Genomic DNA, 16593 nt, shown 5'->3' on the forward strand with positions numbered 1-16593 from the left:
ATGTGTTTATTCGTTATCGAACTCGCCGCGGGCCGGCTTACTGGGCCTGCGGCCATTCCTGCTCCTGCAACGCACGCCACATCAGCTTGCCCGTAGGCGAGCGCGGCAGCGTCTCGCTAATCTCGATCACACGCGGCACTTTATACGCGGCCATATTTTCCCGACACCATTCACGAATCTCGTCAGCGCTGGCTTCACCAGCACTGTTGAGCACCACGCAGGCTTTTACGCTTTCACCGCGGCGCGGGTCGGGTGTGGAAATCACACAGGCTTCGCGAATCGCCGGGTGACGATACATCAGGCTTTCCACCTCGGCCGGCCATACTTTGTAGCCCGAAGCGTTGATCATGCGTTTTACGCGATCGACGATAAAGAAATAACCCTCGTCGTCGTAGTAGCCGATATCGCCGGTGCGAAAGAAGGATTTGCCACCGAGATCGATGAACGCGGCCTCGGTCTCCTCGGGCCGGCGCCAGTAGCCGGAAAACACCTGCGGACCGTTGGTCACGATCTCGCCGACTTCATTAGGCCCGAGTTCGGTCAGCGCTTCGGTATCGATGATCCGTGAATCCACGTCAAATACCGGAATGCCCAGGCATTGCGCCTTGGGCGCATCGAACGGGTTGATATGCGTGCCCGCGATGGTTTCCGACAGACCGTAGCCTTCGATGTAATGCAGGCCGGTCAGGTTGAACAGCTTGTCCGAAACCGCGGCCGGCATCGCGGCACCGCCGCCGCCAATATTCTCCAGGCTCGACAGATCGTAATTGTCGATCTCGGGATCGGAGAGCATGTCGATCGCCATGGTGACGATATTGGTCCAGCGGGTGATGCGATAACGCTCGATGAGCTTCGCGGCAGTACGCCGCTCCCAACGCGTCATCAGAACGACCGTGCCGCCTATGTAGATGGGCGCATTCATGCCGTTCTGCATGCCGGTGACATGAAAATACGGCAGCGTGGCCAGCGACTTGCCTTCCGAGGTACTACGGCTCCAGTAAACACTGTGTACAGCGGTCGCCATGACGGTGCGGTGTGTATGCACACAGCCCTTGGGCGCGCCGGTGGTACCCGAGCTGTAGGGCAATACGCACAGGTCGTCCGGGCCGGCTTCGTGGACGCCTGGCTTATGGCCGGCATTCAGCGCTTCGGACCAGAGATTGGCGTCGTCGCGGCCGGTGGGCTGCGTTTCGGCCTTCACTTCGGCCGGCAGACCAAGATCGGTCGGCTCGGTGACGTACTCGCCGTAGTTGGCCACGATCGCCTGCTCCAGCTTGCCACTGTCCAGCAGCGGCGCTACGGCTTCGTAACGTTCCTGGCCACAGATACAGATCGTAGCGTCGGTGTCCTCAACATAGTGCTCGAGTTCGACGCTGCGATTCATGGGGTTGACCGGCACCACGGCGGCATCGGCACGCAGAATCGCATAGTAGCCAATCACGAACTGCGGTGCGTTCTGCATGAACAGCAGTACGCGATCACCGCGCTTGACGCCTTGAGCCTGCAGATAACCGGCCAGCGCACAGACCTGGTCGTCGAGTTCACGATAGGTCAGCGGCGTGTCGTAATAGATGATCGCCGGGCGCTGGGGATAACGCCGCGCCGAGATTTCGAGGTTTGTATAAAGGCTGGTCTGCGGCAAGCCCAGGGAATGCGGCAGGTTGGCAGGCCATGCGGCGTAATGCCGATCGAACATAACGGTCATCTCCTCGCTTTCCAGCGTTCAGCACTGCCGCACTCTTGAACGGTGCTTGGCAGGCGATGGTTTTGGCTGCCACAGACCAACATTGCATGCCGCTCGAACGAGTGGGAACACACAGCGCAGGTACTGGGCATCTTACAATTGAAATACTATTTCGTTTTTCAGCGGCTTTTTTACTCTGCGCGTTCGCTGATGTCCAGTCGCCACACACCGCGATCGGCGCCGCGTTCGAGCAGCGCCTCATCACAACGGCTACCGTGCAGCGGCGTAGCCGATACATAGCCGTCACGCAGGGCAACGACATCGGATAGCGGATCGTCGATCGTAGTCGTATCGCGGTCGAAACTCAGCCAGTGATAAACCAGCCCACGGCCGTCGGTACCCGCGATCAGACGCGGCGCGACGATCGTGCCCGTTGACTGACGAGTAAAACGCAGACCCTGGATTGCGTCGGGCGCCGACATCGGAAAATTGAGGTTCCAGCAGCAGCTTTCGGTGTCGTCCCGCGCGTCCCAAAGCCGCCGTATGGCATCGACTGCGAAGGCTTCAGTGGCCGAAAAATCCAGTGCGCTTCGATCGTGAAACGCCTGGCTCAACGCAATGGCCGGCAGTCCAAGATGATCAGCAGCCAGCACGGCGCCAGCCGTACCCGAGTACATCACCGAGTCGGAAAGATTCGCGCCCCAGTTGACGCCGGACAACACCAGGTCTGGCGGATCGTCGCGCAGCCAGTCGGCCATGGCGACCATCACGCAGTCTGCCGGCGTACCGGTCAGCGCATAGCGCCGTGTGCCGTATTCGGTCACCCGTAGGGGGTGGTGCATCGATATGCCCTGCCCCACGCCGCTCTGGTCGGTCATGGGTGCGACCACCCAGACCTCTTCGGCGACGGCGGCCGCGATGCGCTCGGCAGCAGCCAGCCCCGGGGCATCGACGCCATCGTCGTTGGTCAACAGGATTCGGCGTATCGGTTTCATGGCGTTCGGTCGCTGTTGAATATCGGCGAGCGCAGTCTGGCATGCGCATGTGTCGATCGATCAATCATGGGCACGCGCGACCGCCCAGCCGCGTTCGGCGATCAGGCCGGCACGCCGGCCGACGTTCAACGCATCGCTGTTGCTGGCATTGCCCTGCACCGCGCGCGCATAAACGCCCTGCAGAATCGCGGCCGTGCGAAATAGCGAGAACGCCACAAATACGGGCCAGTCGTCGATCGGTGACAGCCCGCGGGCCTGGCGATAGCGCTCGAGCTGTTCGGCTTCGGTGGGAATGCCGTGCGCCGCCAGATCCAGACCTTCGATACCGCGGACCCCGGCCACGCCATGCGGCAGGTGATACGGCATGCAGGCATAGGCCAGATCGGCCAGCGGATGACCGATGGTGGCCAGCTCCCAATCGAGCACGGCGGACACGTCGGTCGAGTCCGGCGCGATCAACAGATTGCCGATCCGAAAATCGCCGTGCGCGATTGCCGGCGTGGTGTCCTCGGGAATATGGTCGGTCAGCCACTGGCCGAGCGCGTCCATGTTCGGGTCCGTCTCGGTCGCCGAGGCTTCGTACTGCCCGCGCCAGCGTTTGATCTGACGTTCGACATAACCGTTCGGGCGACCGAACTCCGACAGTCCCACCGCATCGACATCCACATCGTGCAGTGCGGCCAGCGCATCGATAAGCCCGCGATAAATATCGCCGCGCTCCTGCGCTTCGAGCTCTGGCATCGCCGGATCGCCGAAAACGCGGCCGGGTACATAATCCATCACATAAAACGGCGTACCGATAATATCGGCATCTTCGCAATGGACATGCATGCGCGGCACGGGCACGCCGGGCGCGTCGGCCAGCGCCGACATCACCTTGTATTCGCGGTCGATACGATGCGCCGACGGCAGGATCTTGCCCGGTGGCTGCTTGCGCAACACATAGTGGCGCGGTGCATCGGTGCTGCCGGTGGTTAGAAAATAGGTCGGATTCGACTGGCCGCCCTGGAACTGCCGAATCTCGAGCTCGCCCTCGACGAGGCCTTCGGCACGAAGATACTGTTCGAGCGCATTCTGATCGAAGCGGTGCGCATCACGCACCGCCACGATTTCCGGCGCTCCGGCCTGACTATTTTCTGCCATGTTCAGCTGATCGTCTCGCCGCCGTCGGCGACGAGCGTCTGCCCGGTGACATAGGCACTGGCATCGGTTGCCAGGAATATCGCCACGCCGGCGATATCCACCGGCTCACCGATACGCCGTACCGGCGTACGCTTTTCAGCCTGTTCGAGGCGTTTCGGATCTTCGACCAGCGCCTTGGCAAAATCAGTACGTACCAGCCCCGGCGCGATGGCGTTCACGCGAATATTGCGCGGGCCCCATTCGACCGCCAGGTTACGCACGAGCGCGGCTTCGGCCGCCTTGGAGACGCCATAGGCGCCGATGACGGTATTGCCGCGCAGGCTCGCAATCGACGACAGCACGATCACGTTGCCGCCGCCTTGCTCGGCCATATCGGGCAGCACCATGTTGCACAACCAGAACGTGCCGCGCACGTTGGTTTCCATGATCTTGTCCCAGGCCTCGTCGGAGAGTTCGGCCGTGGTGCCATAGACGGGGTTGGTGGCTGCATTGCAGACCAGCACGTCGATCTGGCCATAGGTTTGTTTCGTCTTATCGACGAGATTCTGCAAGTCTTCTTTCTTGCCCACATGACAGGCGATCGCGGTGGCATCGTGGCCGGCGTTTCGTAGCTCTTCGGCTACGGGCTCGCAGGCCTCGGTCTTGCGGCTGGAAATCACGACCTTGGCGCCGTGCTCGGCCATCTGCCAGGCAATCGCTTTACCGATACCGCGGCTCGAGCCGGTGATAACGGCAACCTTGCCGTTCAAATCAAACAAATTGGACATCAAATTCTCCTGGCGTTACGAAACGCGCACCGGCCGCCCGAGGGCGGCCGGTACGCTGTGACCGCGAAGGCTTAACCGCGGGCTGCGCGCTGACGACGCAACTCGAGCTTGGCGATGCTGTCCAGATGCACTTCGTCCGGGCCATCGGCCATACGCAGGGTGCGCACGTTCGCCCAGGCCGAGGCCAGGAAGGTGTCCTGACATACGCCCATCGCGCCGTGGGCCTGAATGGCGCGGTCGAGCACGTTGAGCGCCATCTCGGGGGCGATCACCTTGATCATGGCGATTTCCTGACGGGCTTCCTTGTTGCCCACCTCGTCCATCATCTTGGCGGCCTTGAGCGTGAGCAGGCGCGCCTGTTCGATTTCGATACGCGAACGGGCGATGTTCTTGCGAATGGAATCGAACTCGGAGATCTTGCGGCCGAAAGCTTCACGGTTTTCCACGCGTTCGCACATGGCTTCCAGTGCCCGCTCGGCGATGCCGATGGTGCGCATGCAATGGTGAATACGGCCCGGCCCGAGACGGCCCTGGGCAATCTCGAAGCCACGGCCTTCGCCAAGAATCAGATTCTCGGCCGGCACGCGTACGTTGTCGTAATGGATTTCGGCGTGGCCCTTGGGCGCGTGGTCATAGCCGAACACATGCAGCGGACGCTCGATGGTCACACCCGGCGCATCCAGCGGCACGAGAATCATCGACTGCTGACGATGCTTCTCAGCGTTCGGATCGTTCTTGCCCATGACGATGGCGATCTTGCAGTTGCGCGCCATCGCACCGGAGGACCACCACTTGCGGCCGTTGACGATGTACTCGTCGCCGTCGCGCTTGATTTCGGTGGCGATATTGGTGGCATCCGAAGAAGCCACCGCCGGCTCGGTCATCGAGAAGCAGGACTTGATCTTGCCTTCGAGCAACGGCTCCAGCCACTGCTTCTTCTGTGCCTCGCTGCCATAGCGCTCGAGCACTTCCATGTTGCCCGTATCCGGCGCGCTGCAGTTGAACACGATCGGCGCGATCGGCGAACGGCCCATGATTTCGCACAGATGCGCGTAATCGTAATTGGAAAGCCCGGCGCCGTAATCGCTTTCCGGCAGGAACAGGTTCCACAGGCCTTCGGCCTTGGCCTTGGCCTTGAGCTCTTCCATGATCGGCGGCCAGGCCCAGCGATCCTCGGCCTCCTCGTGCTGTTTTTCGTACACCGGTTCAGCCGGGTAGACGTGTTCATCCATGAACGCGAGCAGCCGGGCGTGCAGATCCTCGGCCTGCTTGGATAATGCAAGCATGGTCTCTCCTCATTGTTGCAGGCTGTTGTGCTCGTACTCGTCCACCGCGCGGTGAGCGAGTAAAAGCGTGTTCTTGTACCGACAGGAAACTGACACAGCCACGACAGACCGTCAATTTAATGAAACCCAGTTTCGAAATCGGCATGAACGATCGTTCGGTTTCGCCACGTAATTCGGCACGGCGAGGCGTTGCGATCCCGTGATCGACATCGCCAACGACAGACCGAACGATCGTTCACCGAGCTCGACCATACGCGCAGTCGTGCCAAAAATCGACTGTTAATTGGTCAGTATGGGTCCAATTTGCCGCTGCACCATATTCTCGCAACAACAAGCACAGCGCGGCCGCCAAACAACACGGGCCTGACCGGCCCGCGCTAGCGCAGCCGCATATTCGCGTGTGCGTTACAAACGGCGTGAAGCGCGGTCACGCATCGATCGGTACGCCTTCCGGACCTTCACACCCGCGGCGCAACCGGTAGGTGCCCTCGCCGATAGCAAGGAGGCGCTCGTCGGCGTCGACGATATCCACCGTCGAGTTGAAGATGCGGCGCCCGCCGGCACGCCGCCGACCGATCGCGCGTACCACTCCGGCGCTGGCCTGGCCGGTGAAGGTTGTGGTCATCGATAGCGTGATGGCTTTGCGAATCCGCCCTGGATAAGGGCAATAACTGCCGGCAGCAGCGCCGGCTATATCGAGCAGCGTTGCGATAATGCCGCCGTGCAGTACCCCCGCGAGATTCAGATGCCAGTCCTGAATCTCGAGCTCGAGTACTGCGCGATCGGCGACCCATTCGACGAACTCGAAACCCAGATGCGCCGCAAAGCCCCGGTCATAAAGGGCATTCGCATCAGATAGCGAGAAATCCTGCGCCTCGGCCTGCTTCATATCATTCATCAATCAGTCGCCGCCCACCACCAATTGCTTGACCTGCTCAACAACCTGTTTGAGGCGTGGGCCGAGATTCTCGACCATGACCTCGCGAGTCAGGCGCTGGGCCGCACCGCCACAGTTGAAAGAAACCACTCGTTGGCCGTTCTCCAACACCAGCGGTACACCGACGCCACTGATATCCCGACTCCAGGTACGGTCGGTCATGCAGAAACCATAGCGCTCATAGTCGGCATAGGCGCGCTCGAGCAACGGTTCGATCTCGGACCAGGGCATTGTGCTTTCGGCCCGAATACGCTCGTAGTAAGGCTCGCGCGCCTGCGGTTCGTGGGCGGCAAGAAACGCCAGCCCCATCGAAGACAGCCCCATGGGCACACGCGAACCAACCTGCAAGCGCAGAATCAGTGGCCCCTTGCCCTGGCAGGCATGGGTATAGGTCAGGTGCGCACCTTCGGGCACACCGAGCGCAACCATGCAATCGGTCGCGTCGGCGAGTTCCTGCATGAACGGGCGTGCAATATTGCCCACGCCTTCACTGGCCAGGTAACGGTAGCCCAGATCGAGTACGCGCGGCCCGAGTCGGTATTTCTCCAAGTGCGGCATATACAGCAAATAGCCGAGATGGGTCAGCGTGGACGTCAGTCGCGATACCGTCGGGCGGGGAATTTCAGTGCGTTTGGCCAATTCCGCGTTGCCGAGATATTCCGCCGCATCGCCGAAACAGCGCAACAGTTCCAGGCCCCGCGCAAGCGCGGTGACATAGTTATGGCCCTTGGTCTCCGGACTGTCCGGCGATATCGTTTTTCGCATGATCTATGTTCCCCAACCACGAATTGCTATCGCGGCGTCTGTATTCGAACCCGAAACATCGGTTTTCCGATTCCCGCCCCGACATCGCCGCTGTTCATCGACGTCGAATTAAAAGCCATTGCCCCGATCGACCGACGCCGCGACATGCCTGATCGATCGCTTCGCCCCTCGGCCGGATGACACGATAGACATAACCGAGCGCATATGCCATAAGGAAAAAGTCGCATAGCAACAATGCTCTGCCGGTAGGTCGTATCCTGCCCCTTACACGAATTCATACCGTCGCAGTGCCGATCGTCTTGAAAACAGGCGAATGGGTGACGAATCTGACTGTAAAACCCAGCGGCAATCGAGAAATTAATCTTTTCCTATTTGGCTGGCAATTCATATCGCCTCATTTTTGCATGCGTCGTCAGCCCACCTGACGCGCAATGGCACGCGACAATCGCTGCAACGGCCAGAATGCAAAGATGAACAATAAGGCCAGCGCCATGAAGGCATAGTCGAAACCCGCTTCGAAAACCCGCTCCACCGGCTCAGCCGGATGACGAAGGCGGTAGAAATCGCTTGCGTACTGGGCCAGAACCGCTGACAGATTCACGCCCAGCGCACCGCCGATCTGGCGACCGAAATTGATGATCCCCGAGGCCCGGTCGAGCTGGGCCTCAGGGAGCAGGCTCAAACTTGCCGTGGTGATCGGCGGCATCATCAAGCCGACCCCCAGACGGCCGAACAACGCCCATACCACCAGCCACGGCGCGGCCGTCGGAATTTCGGCGGCTGCCAGAAGCACCATGCTTGCGACAAAGAAAACCAGGCCCGCCGCCACGATCGAGCGTATTGGTACGCGGTCGGTGAGATGGCCGGCGATAGGAAAGACAAACGCCATGGCCAGCCCCGCCGGCACCAGCATCAAGCCGGAAGCCGAGGCACTCATGCCGGCTGATTGCTGAAAATACAACGGCGCGAGATAGGTACTCGCAAATAGACCCGCCCCCATGACCATCGACAATACGAAGCCGCTGGCAAAGCCGGGGCTCGCCAACACGCGCAGCTCGAGCAGCGGCTCGCGTACACGTCGCTCCCATGCAACGAATACCACGGCGAGCCCGATACCGCCTGCCAGCGCAAGGTCGACCATCGGGTCAAATACGCCGCGCCGGTGCAACGATGCGATGGACCACAAAAGCGCAAGCAGCGACGCGCTCAGCAGCCCCACCCCCAGCCAGTCCAGCGACGCGCGGCGCGTACCGCGGCCGGGCAGAAAACGCCAGGCCAGACCCGCCGCGGCTGCACAGGCGGGCAATACGACAATGAACGTCGCCCGCCAGGAGAAACTGTCGACCAGTACGCCGCCCAGCGCCGGCGCGATCGCCGGCCCGAGGATCACGCCCATGCCGTAAATGCCCATGGCCTGGCCGCGCCGGTGCACCGGGAACACCTGAAAAATGGCGACCAATGCATGCGGCTGGATCATGCCTGCGGTCAGCCCCTGCCCCACGCGCGCAGCCACCAGTACGGTGAAATCGCCGCTGAGACCGCCGATCAGTGAAGCGAGGATGAAACCGCCCATGGCCAGTACAAAAGCGCCGCGCGAGCCAAAGCGTGCGGCGGCCCATGCATTGAGCAGCATGCCCACGGTCATCGCCGCGAGAAAGCCGGTCGCCAGCCAATGCACCTGATCCTGGGCGACGTTGAAGCGCGTCATGATCGCCGGTACCGCGACGTTGATGATCGTCGCCGCCAGCACCACCGAAAATGTACCGAGCATCACCGTGGCCGATACATACCACTTGTAGCGCGGACCAAAGCGTTCGCCTAGGACGGCATAGGTTCGTGCTTGCGACGCCGCAGCCACCGCCTAGTTTCGAGTCGGGTCAGCCGCCACTTGCACTAGCAGCTTGCCGCGGTTGCGTCCTTGCAACAGCCCCTGAAAAGCCGTCACGGCATTTTCCAGTCCCTCGACGATATCTTCCTGATAGCGCACATCGCCATTACGCACCCAGGCGCTCATGTCGCGCTGAAAATCACTGTAACGATGGCGATAGTCGAACTGAATGAAGCCCTGGACACGCAGACGTTTGACCAGCACCTGCCCCATGAACGCCACCAGCCGATCCGGGCCAGGCGGTGCTTCGCTGTCGTTGTAATGCGCGATCCGCCCGCATACCGGCATGCGCGCAAAGTCGTTGAGCAGGCCGCGCACGGCATCGAACACCTTGCCGCCCACGTTTTCGAAATAGACGTCGATTCCTTCGGGACACGCATCGCTCAGCTGTGCCTCGAAATCGTCGTCCTTGTAATTCACGCAGGCGTCGAAGCCGTAGTTTTCGACGACATGTCGACATTTGTCCGGCGCGCCCGCCACGCCGACCACACGGCATCCTTTGATCTTCGCAATCTGGCCGACTACCTGCCCGACCGCGCCGGCAGCCGCAGACACCACGACAGTTTCGCCCGCCTGCGGCTGACCGATTTCGTCCAGGCCGACATACGCAGTAAACCCCGGCATGCCGAGCACGCCCACGGCCGTGCTGATCGGCGCCGCGGCCGGATCCAGCTTGCGTACAGCCTTGGCCGCTTGGACGGCGTATTCCTGCCAGCCGCCATGGGCAAGCACATAGTCGCCGACGGCGATGCTGTCGTCGTTGGACTCAACGACTTCGCCGACCGTCGCGCCTTCCATGACCGCACCTTCGGCCACGCTCGTCGCATAGGACTTGGCCGCGCTCATGCGGCCACGCATATACGGATCGAGAGACATATAAATGGTCTTGACGAGCACTTCGCCCGGACCGGGGCTGGGCATGTCGGTTTCCTGCATCTGCAGGTGGGTTTCATCCGGCATCCCCTGTGGACGCTGGGCGAGAATGATCTGGCGATTGAGGGTCATGACGAAAGCTCCTGTCTATACCGACGTGCCGTACAAACTACGGCAGATCGTTCGAAACACGGGACACAAAGAAAACAGGGGCACCAAGTGCCCCTGTTGTGCGCGAGTGTCCCATCTAGGACTTATTCGGCGCCGATCTCGGAGACCTTGCGCAGGTCGACCTTGCCATCGACCACTTCCGCGATTTCGACATCCACGGCCAGATTGCCGCTATCGGTGATGTTTTTGACTTCGTACGGGTTGTGGTTGGTCGACACTGCGGACAGTGCCTGCGGGATCGCCGCACGGATAGCTTTCGCATCCTCGACGGTGCCAGCCTCTTCCATGGCACGGGCGACCAGGAACATGGCGAAGTAGTTATAGGCGGTCTCGGAGGTCGGCACGCCGTCGTGATCCTTTTTGTAGAGCTTCACGAACTCGGCCGCACCCGGGTTATCGGAATAGACCAGCGGGGTGACACCCACGGCCCCTTCGACGGCCTCCAGGCCACCCGCTACGTTGGCGACTTCATCGATCTTGGCCTGGTCCATGACCACGAAGCCACCCTTGAAGCCCAGCTCGCGTGCCTGACGCACGACCAGGCCGGTCGGCTCCGAGGCTCCGCCCACGAACAGCACGTCCGGATTGGCCGACAGCACCTTGCTCACGCCGGTATAGAAATCGGCCGACTTGTTGTAGTCCATGGGGTTGCTGGCCACGACTTCGCCGCCGGCCGCCTCCCAGCCAGGCACGAAGGCCTTGGTCCAATACTTGGCATAGTCATGGGTGGCATTGGCCACGCCCAGCTTCTTGCCGAAACGATCCATGGTCAGCTTGGTGAAGGGTTTCACGTAGTCGGTGAAGTTCGGCGGGATCTTGACCGTGAGTTCGTTGCCCTTCTCGGTCACCGACGGAATCGAGGTATAGGACATCACCAGAAAGCCGTCGCGCTCGTTGAACGCCTGTAACGCGAACGTGCCGCCGGAATGCGGCGTGAACACGACGGGCGTGTTGGATTGCTGCACGAGACGCTTGCCGTTGACTGCCGCACGGCTGGGCGAATACATATCGTCGAGGCTGACGATGTTGATTTCGTACTGGGTACCATCGACATCGATGCCGCCGTTACCGTTGATCTCCTTGGCGGCCATGCGCAGGCCTTCCAGCGTGTTCTCACCATAGAGCGCAGCACCGCCCGACAGCGGGCCGGTAAAGCCGATGTTCACTTTCTCTGCTGCCTGTACTGCACCGGCCATGCCCATGGCCAAAGCCGTGGCGACCGCGACACGGCGAACCGTTTTCATGAATGTCATCTTCTATCTCCCCTCTTTATATTCGGGTTGGTTTGCTACCACTCGTGGGTCACGAGATTCTTAGAATGTCTAGGCGCCGATATACGCCTTGCGTACAGCTTCGTTGCCGAGCATCTCGTCACGATCGCCCTGCATGACCAGCTTGCCGTTTTCGATCACATACGCACGGTTGGCGATCTTGAGCGCAGCGTAGGCGTTCTGTTCGGCCAGCAGCACGGTCGTACCTTCGGCATTGATCGATTTCACCGTCTCGAAGACCTGCTTGACCACCAGCGGGGCAAGCCCGAGCGACGGTTCGTCGAGCATCAGCAGCTTCGGCCGCCCCATCAGCGCACGCCCGACCGCGACCATCTGTTGCTGGCCACCGGAGAGCGAGCCGGCCGGCTGATCCTTCTTTTCCTCGAGAATCGGAAACATGGCGAGAATATGTTCGAGCGTGCGATTCATGCCGGCACGATCGCGCCGGTGCACATAGCCGCCCAGACGCAGGTTCTTGAGCACCGACATGCCTGGAAAGAGCTTGCGGCCTTCCGGACACTGCACCACACCGGCCTGGACCAGCGCAGACGGCTTACGGCCGGTGACGTCCTTGCCGTCGATAGTGATACGTCCGGCGGCCGGCTTCATCAGCCCGCTGATGGTATTGAACAGCGTCGTCTTGCCCGCGCCGTTCGCACCCAGCAGTACCACCAGTTCGCCGGCATCGATTTCCAGCGATACGTCGTCCAGGGCCTTGAAACTGTCGTATTTGGCGTCGACGCCCTCAAGCTTCAGCATCTTCTTTCCCCAGATAGGCTTCGATGACGACCGGATCGTTCTTGACCTGTTCCGGCGTGCCTTCGGAAATTTTCTCGCCGTGATCGAGCACGATGATCTTGTCGGCGATACGCATGATCATGTCCATTTTGTGTTCGATCAGACAGACCGTGATGCCGTGGTCGACCATCTTGTGAATCAGGTCGACCAGCCCATCGGTTTCTTCGGGATTCACGCCACCAGCTGGCTCGTCGAGCAGCACCAGCTCCGGATCGGTCGCCAGCGCCAGCGCAAAAGCGATGCGCTTGCGTTCTTCCTGACTGGTGTCGGCGATATAGCGATGGCCGATATGGGAAAGCCCCACGAACTCGAGCGTCTCGGCCGCTTTTTCACGGCAGCGTTTTTCGTCCGCCTTGAGGCGCTTGGAGTTAATGAGCACGTCCCATAGACGTGACTCGGTGCGCAGGCGATGGCCGACAATCAGATTATCGAGCACCGTCGATTCCTCGAACAGCATCGTGGTCTGGAACGTACGCGCCACACCCAGACGCGCGATCGAATCCGGCGACTTGCCGGCCAGATCCTGGCCCTTGTATTCGATCACGCCTTCGGTGGGCGGCATCGCACCAGCGACGAGATTGAAGAACGTCGTCTTGCCGGCGCCGTTGGGGCCGATAATCGCGTTGATCTGGTTGGCGCCGAATTCGACGCTCACATCGTTGACCGCGGCCAGCCCGCCGAAGCGCTTGGTGAGATTGCGGATACTAAGCATTGTTACGCGCCTCCTTCGAATCCGCGCCGTGCGGATCGGACTGTTCGACTCGTGACTCGCGCGTCTTGCGCGGCGCCTGACGCGCCATACGTCGTCCGCGCCAGCCCAGGAACGTGCCGACGATGCCACGCGGGAAGAAGATCACCAGCAGCACCAGCATCGGCCCGAAGACGATCATTCGATACTCTTCGAGCGACTGCACCGCCTGGGTCAGCCAGGTGATGACCAGCGTGCCCAGCAGCGGGCCCATGAGCGTGCCGATACCGCCGACCAGCAGGTAGGCGATCATGTCGAAGGTATGGATGAAGTTTGCCTCTTCGGGACCGATGAAGCGCACCACGCCGGCATACAGGCCACCAGCGGCTGCGGCATAGACCGTGGAGATCACGAACGCCAGCACCTTGTTGCGCATCAGGTTGATGCCCAGCGACTGGGCCAGATCGTCACTGATACGAATCGCCCGAAACGTGCGCCCGAGCAGCGACTCGGAAATACGACGCGTCAGCCAGATCGCCAGCGCCAGAAAGGCCAGCACCAGGTAATAGAACGGAATGGTCTGGGTGAAATCGACCAGCCCGAAACCTTCCGGGGGCGCGATATTGATGATGCCCAGCGACCCGTGCGTCAACGCCTCCCACTTGTCGATCATCAGATAGATGATGTAGCCGACACACAGGGTGAAGATCGCGAAGTAGTGCTCCTTGAGCCGTAGCGACACGATACCGACCACGAACCCGAACACCGCGCCGAACAAACCCGCCGCCAGGAACGCCGGCCAGAACGGCCAGCCATGGTCGACGGTAAGAATCGCCACAACGTAGGCGCCGATCGCAAAGAAGCCACCGTGCGCGAGATTCAGCTGCCCGCAGTAACCGGTAATGATATTCATGCCATAGACGGCGATCGCCCAGATGAACGCCAGCGCCATCACATAGATGTGGTACTCGTTATCGGTGACCAGCGGAAAGATGACCGCCAGGGCCAGCAGCAGCCAGCGCATGGTCGAGCCGAGCAGAAAATCGATTGCGCGGTTCATTAGCGCACCCCCTTGGTGAACAGGCCGGTCGGCTTGATCGACAGGATCACGACCAGAAGCACGAAGGCGATGACGTCCTTATAGGTGCTCGACAGATAGAAGCCACCGAGCGCTTCCGAGAAGCCGATGATCAGGCCACCGATAATCGCGCCCGGAATACTGCCCATGCCGCCCAGAATGATGATCACGAAGGCCTTGAGCAGCACCAGATGCCCCATGGCCGGATAGACCAGATTGATCGGCGCGAACAGGCCTGCCGCGACGGCGGCCAATGCGCCGGCAATAGCAAAGGTCATCATCGCCACGCGGTTGGCATCGATACCGACCAGAAACGCGCCTTCCCGGTTCTGAGCCATGGCCACGATGGTCGCGCCGGTCATCGTCTTTTTCAGATACAGATGCAACGCGCCCATCAGCGAAAACGCACCGACGATGATCAACAGGCGTTGTGCCGGCAACGTCAGCCCACCCAATTGCAGGATCTGGTTATACGGCGAGGCGATACGACGGAAATCCGCCCCCCAGTACATCTGCACCACCGCTTCGAGAAACAACAGGATGCCGATCGCCGCGATCTTGTCGTGAATGGGCGGCGCATGGCGCAGCGGATGAAACACCAGCCGCTCGCAGATGACCGACATCGCGGCCACCACAACGGCCGCGGCGGCGATCGCGACCCAGTAATTCAGGCCCAGGTCCGCCATCGTGAAATAGCAGACATACGCACCCACCATATACAGCGCGCCGTGGGCGAAATTCGGCACGTGCAGGATGCCGTAAACCAGCGTCAGCCCCAGGGCGACGAGCCCATAGATGCTGCCGAGCGTCAGGCCGTTGAGAACCTGTTGAAGGAACAAATCCAAGACGGTCTCTCCCTATTGAGCGAACGGTGGTCAAAACCCGTGCGTTAGCCAGACGGCATGCACGACAGATAGAACAAGCCGGCGCACATCACGACGGCCGAACCGAATCAACAAAACAAAGGGAAGGATTGAGGGCCACGCACAGGTTTGCCGGCAGCGGCAGAAAGCCAAACAAGGGCAAGGCGTGCATAGCCCGCCGACGCGAATGCGTCAGCGACCGCGTATCGACCTGACGATCGGTCATGCGGTGATCTCCTCCGATTGTAAGCGCCGAACTTCCGGTGACGTTTGTTTTTGCGATCTTGGTCGCACGCCCCGGCGGCATTTTTTGTTTTCTCGAAGTCAAAGCTGCCACGGCCTTACACCGCCGTCAACAGGAAAATGAAACTTCATTTCACTTGGCTGGTGCAGCGATCCAGCCAATCCAAGCTTCTGAAAAAGACGGCAAAATCGACAAGCGCTTTAATCACGTGGCCTTGGCGATCGAACGTTCGTCCGGTGGCTTCAGACACCGAGTCCGGCAACACTTAGACCAAAGCACAACAGCCAGCTATCAGGCGCTGGTCGACCGGCCCCTGATCAAGCGACGGCCGCGCAAGAGCACCCGTAATACGCAGCGTACGGCGCTCAAGCCGTGACCAGCTGTACGCTCGAATCCGTCCCACCGGCGCGAGAGTTTTTGCGGTGCCGGATCGTTCAAATCAAACCTCGAGCCATTCGCGCCGGACAGCGTCATCGGCCTCGAGATCGGCCGGCGTACCTTCGAACACGATCCGACCGTGGCCCATGACATGGACCCGATGGGATACCCGCATGGCAATACTCAACCGCTGCTCGACAAGTAATACCGATATGCCCTGCTCGGCAATCTTGAGCAGAAAGTCGCCGACCTGCGACACGATCTGTGGCGCGAGCCCTTCCGTGGGCTCGTCGATCATGATCAGTTTGGGATCGCCCATGAGCGTGCGACACATCGTCAGCATCTGCTGCTCGCCACCCGAGAGCAGATTGGCTTTCACATCGGCACGCTCGGCCAGGCGCGGAAACAAGCGATAAGCGTCGTCGAGCGTCCAGCGCGCCTGGGCACCGACTTTCTTGACGCCCATCTCGAGATTTTCCTTCGTGGTCAGCCCGGAAAAGATCAGCCGGTCCTCCGGCACGTAACCAATACCACGGCGCGCGACCTGATGGCTTTTAAGCCCGGCAACGGACTCCCCGTCGAAATGAATCGTGCCATGCGGCGCGACCAACCCCATGATCGCCTTGCAGGTGGTCGAACGGCCCACGCCGTTACGCCCAAGCAGGCTCACGATCTCGCCGCGGCCCACATTGAAATCCACCCCTTGCAGGACATGACTCTTGCCGTAGTAAGCGTGCAGATCTTTGACTTCCAGCATATTAGCG

The 16593-nt window shown here is 60.8% G+C and carries 17 protein-coding genes; 1 reads left to right on the plus strand and 16 read right to left on the minus strand.

Annotated elements, in window-relative coordinates; translation table 11 throughout:
* Positions 1-37: 37 nt before the first annotated feature.
* The 15 genes from SSPSH_RS08060 to SSPSH_RS18850 all read right to left on the minus strand — a co-directional run bounded on the left by SSPSH_RS08060 (position 38) and on the right by SSPSH_RS18850 (position 15433).
* Positions 38-1696 (minus strand): long-chain fatty acid--CoA ligase, encoded by a 1659-nt coding sequence (locus tag SSPSH_RS08060; protein ID WP_021031585.1) that lies wholly within the window; start codon positions 1694-1696, stop codon positions 38-40.
* 179 nt (positions 1697-1875) lie between these two features.
* Positions 1876-2679 (minus strand): 5'/3'-nucleotidase SurE, encoded by an 804-nt coding sequence (surE, locus tag SSPSH_RS08065; RefSeq protein WP_006913997.1) that lies wholly within the window; start codon positions 2677-2679, stop codon positions 1876-1878.
* Between the two features lie 60 nt (positions 2680-2739).
* Positions 2740-3822 carry a phosphotransferase family protein gene (locus tag SSPSH_RS08070; RefSeq protein ID WP_006913998.1) on the minus strand — a complete coding sequence of 361 codons (1083 nt, stop codon included), beginning with the start codon at positions 3820-3822 and terminating at the stop codon, positions 2740-2742.
* Between the two features lie 2 nt (positions 3823-3824).
* Positions 3825-4589: an SDR family NAD(P)-dependent oxidoreductase gene (locus SSPSH_RS08075; protein WP_006913999.1), complete on the minus strand. Its 765-nt coding sequence runs from the start codon at positions 4587-4589 to the stop codon at positions 3825-3827.
* Positions 4590-4660: 71 nt separating this feature from the next.
* The gene (locus tag SSPSH_RS08080) at positions 4661-5875 is read right to left on the minus strand and encodes an acyl-CoA dehydrogenase family protein (RefSeq protein ID WP_006914000.1); all 1215 of its coding nucleotides are present in this window, start codon (positions 5873-5875) and stop codon (positions 4661-4663) included.
* A gap of 427 nt (positions 5876-6302) precedes the next feature.
* Positions 6303-6764: a PaaI family thioesterase gene (locus tag SSPSH_RS08085; RefSeq protein WP_040607787.1), complete on the minus strand. Its 462-nt coding sequence runs from the start codon at positions 6762-6764 to the stop codon at positions 6303-6305.
* A gap of 12 nt (positions 6765-6776) precedes the next feature.
* On the minus strand, positions 6777-7577 hold the full coding sequence (locus SSPSH_RS08090) for an IclR family transcriptional regulator (RefSeq protein WP_006914002.1): 801 nt from the start codon (positions 7575-7577) through the stop codon (positions 6777-6779).
* A gap of 412 nt (positions 7578-7989) precedes the next feature.
* On the minus strand, positions 7990-9435 hold the full coding sequence (locus tag SSPSH_RS08095; protein WP_006914003.1) for a DHA2 family efflux MFS transporter permease subunit: 1446 nt from the start codon (positions 9433-9435) through the stop codon (positions 7990-7992).
* Between the two features lie 3 nt (positions 9436-9438).
* Positions 9439-10470 carry an NADP-dependent oxidoreductase gene (locus SSPSH_RS08100; protein ID WP_006914004.1) on the minus strand — a complete coding sequence of 344 codons (1032 nt, stop codon included), beginning with the start codon at positions 10468-10470 and terminating at the stop codon, positions 9439-9441.
* A 122-nt stretch (positions 10471-10592) separates the two neighbouring features.
* Positions 10593-11762, minus strand: coding sequence for an ABC transporter substrate-binding protein (locus SSPSH_RS08105; RefSeq protein WP_006914005.1), 1170 nt, complete (start codon positions 11760-11762; stop codon positions 10593-10595).
* 69 nt (positions 11763-11831) lie between these two features.
* Positions 11832-12539 (minus strand): ABC transporter ATP-binding protein, encoded by a 708-nt coding sequence (locus SSPSH_RS08110; protein WP_006914006.1) that lies wholly within the window; start codon positions 12537-12539, stop codon positions 11832-11834.
* Positions 12526-13290, minus strand: coding sequence for an ABC transporter ATP-binding protein (locus SSPSH_RS08115; protein ID WP_006914007.1), 765 nt, complete (start codon positions 13288-13290; stop codon positions 12526-12528). Before SSPSH_RS08115 ends, SSPSH_RS08110 begins: the two co-directional genes overlap by 14 nt.
* Positions 13283-14326, minus strand: coding sequence for a branched-chain amino acid ABC transporter permease (locus SSPSH_RS08120; RefSeq protein ID WP_006914008.1), 1044 nt, complete (start codon positions 14324-14326; stop codon positions 13283-13285). Before SSPSH_RS08120 ends, SSPSH_RS08115 begins: the two co-directional genes overlap by 8 nt.
* On the minus strand, positions 14326-15189 hold the full coding sequence (locus SSPSH_RS08125) for a branched-chain amino acid ABC transporter permease (RefSeq protein WP_006914009.1): 864 nt from the start codon (positions 15187-15189) through the stop codon (positions 14326-14328). The genes SSPSH_RS08120 and SSPSH_RS08125 overlap by 1 nt, the downstream gene beginning before the upstream one ends.
* Before the next feature lie 88 nt (positions 15190-15277).
* Positions 15278-15433, minus strand: coding sequence for a hypothetical protein (locus tag SSPSH_RS18850; protein ID WP_021031586.1), 156 nt, complete (start codon positions 15431-15433; stop codon positions 15278-15280).
* 37 nt (positions 15434-15470) lie between these two features.
* Between SSPSH_RS18850 and SSPSH_RS08130 the strand changes: the two genes are divergently transcribed.
* Positions 15471-15827, plus strand: a complete 357-nt coding sequence (locus SSPSH_RS08130; protein WP_006914010.1) for a hypothetical protein — start codon at positions 15471-15473, stop codon at positions 15825-15827.
* Between the two features lie 63 nt (positions 15828-15890).
* Here SSPSH_RS08130 and SSPSH_RS08135 read toward each other — a convergent pair whose 3' ends face one another.
* A complete protein-coding gene (locus SSPSH_RS08135; RefSeq protein ID WP_006914011.1) occupies positions 15891-16586 on the minus strand; it encodes an ABC transporter ATP-binding protein in 696 nt (231 codons plus the stop codon).
* Positions 16587-16593: the final 7 nt, after the last annotated feature.

It is taken from the genome of Salinisphaera shabanensis E1L3A (assembly GCF_000215955.2).
Classification (GTDB): domain Bacteria; phylum Pseudomonadota; class Gammaproteobacteria; order Nevskiales; family Salinisphaeraceae; genus Salinisphaera; species Salinisphaera shabanensis.

Bases quoted from the DNA above. Each gene is read 5' to 3' on its own strand.
- SSPSH_RS08120 (WP_006914008.1), bottom strand. From the start codon at position 14,326: ATGAACCGCGCAATCGATTTTCTGCTCGGCTCGACCATGCGCTGGCTG.
- SSPSH_RS08105 (WP_006914005.1), bottom strand. From the start codon at position 11,762: ATGACATTCATGAAAACGGTTCGCCGTGTCGCGGTCGCCACGGCTTTG.
- SSPSH_RS08070 (WP_006913998.1), bottom strand. From the start codon at position 3,822: ATGGCAGAAAATAGTCAGGCCGGAGCGCCGGAAATCGTGGCGGTGCGT.
- SSPSH_RS08060 (WP_021031585.1), bottom strand. From the start codon at position 1,696: ATGTTCGATCGGCATTACGCCGCATGGCCTGCCAACCTGCCGCATTCC.
- SSPSH_RS08090 (WP_006914002.1), bottom strand. From the start codon at position 7,577: ATGCGAAAAACGATATCGCCGGACAGTCCGGAGACCAAGGGCCATAAC.
- SSPSH_RS08100 (WP_006914004.1), bottom strand. From the start codon at position 10,470: ATGACCCTCAATCGCCAGATCATTCTCGCCCAGCGTCCACAGGGGATG.
- SSPSH_RS08080 (WP_006914000.1), bottom strand. From the start codon at position 5,875: ATGCTTGCATTATCCAAGCAGGCCGAGGATCTGCACGCCCGGCTGCTC.
- SSPSH_RS08135 (WP_006914011.1), bottom strand. From the start codon at position 16,586: ATGCTGGAAGTCAAAGATCTGCACGCTTACTACGGCAAGAGTCATGTC.
- SSPSH_RS18850 (WP_021031586.1), bottom strand. From the start codon at position 15,433: ATGACCGATCGTCAGGTCGATACGCGGTCGCTGACGCATTCGCGTCGG.
- SSPSH_RS08075 (WP_006913999.1), bottom strand. From the start codon at position 4,589: ATGTCCAATTTGTTTGATTTGAACGGCAAGGTTGCCGTTATCACCGGC.
- SSPSH_RS08110 (WP_006914006.1), bottom strand. From the start codon at position 12,539: ATGCTGAAGCTTGAGGGCGTCGACGCCAAATACGACAGTTTCAAGGCC.
- SSPSH_RS08085 (WP_040607787.1), bottom strand. From the start codon at position 6,764: ATGAAGCAGGCCGAGGCGCAGGATTTCTCGCTATCTGATGCGAATGCC.
- SSPSH_RS08115 (WP_006914007.1), bottom strand. From the start codon at position 13,290: ATGCTTAGTATCCGCAATCTCACCAAGCGCTTCGGCGGGCTGGCCGCG.
- surE (WP_006913997.1), bottom strand. From the start codon at position 2,679: ATGAAACCGATACGCCGAATCCTGTTGACCAACGACGATGGCGTCGAT.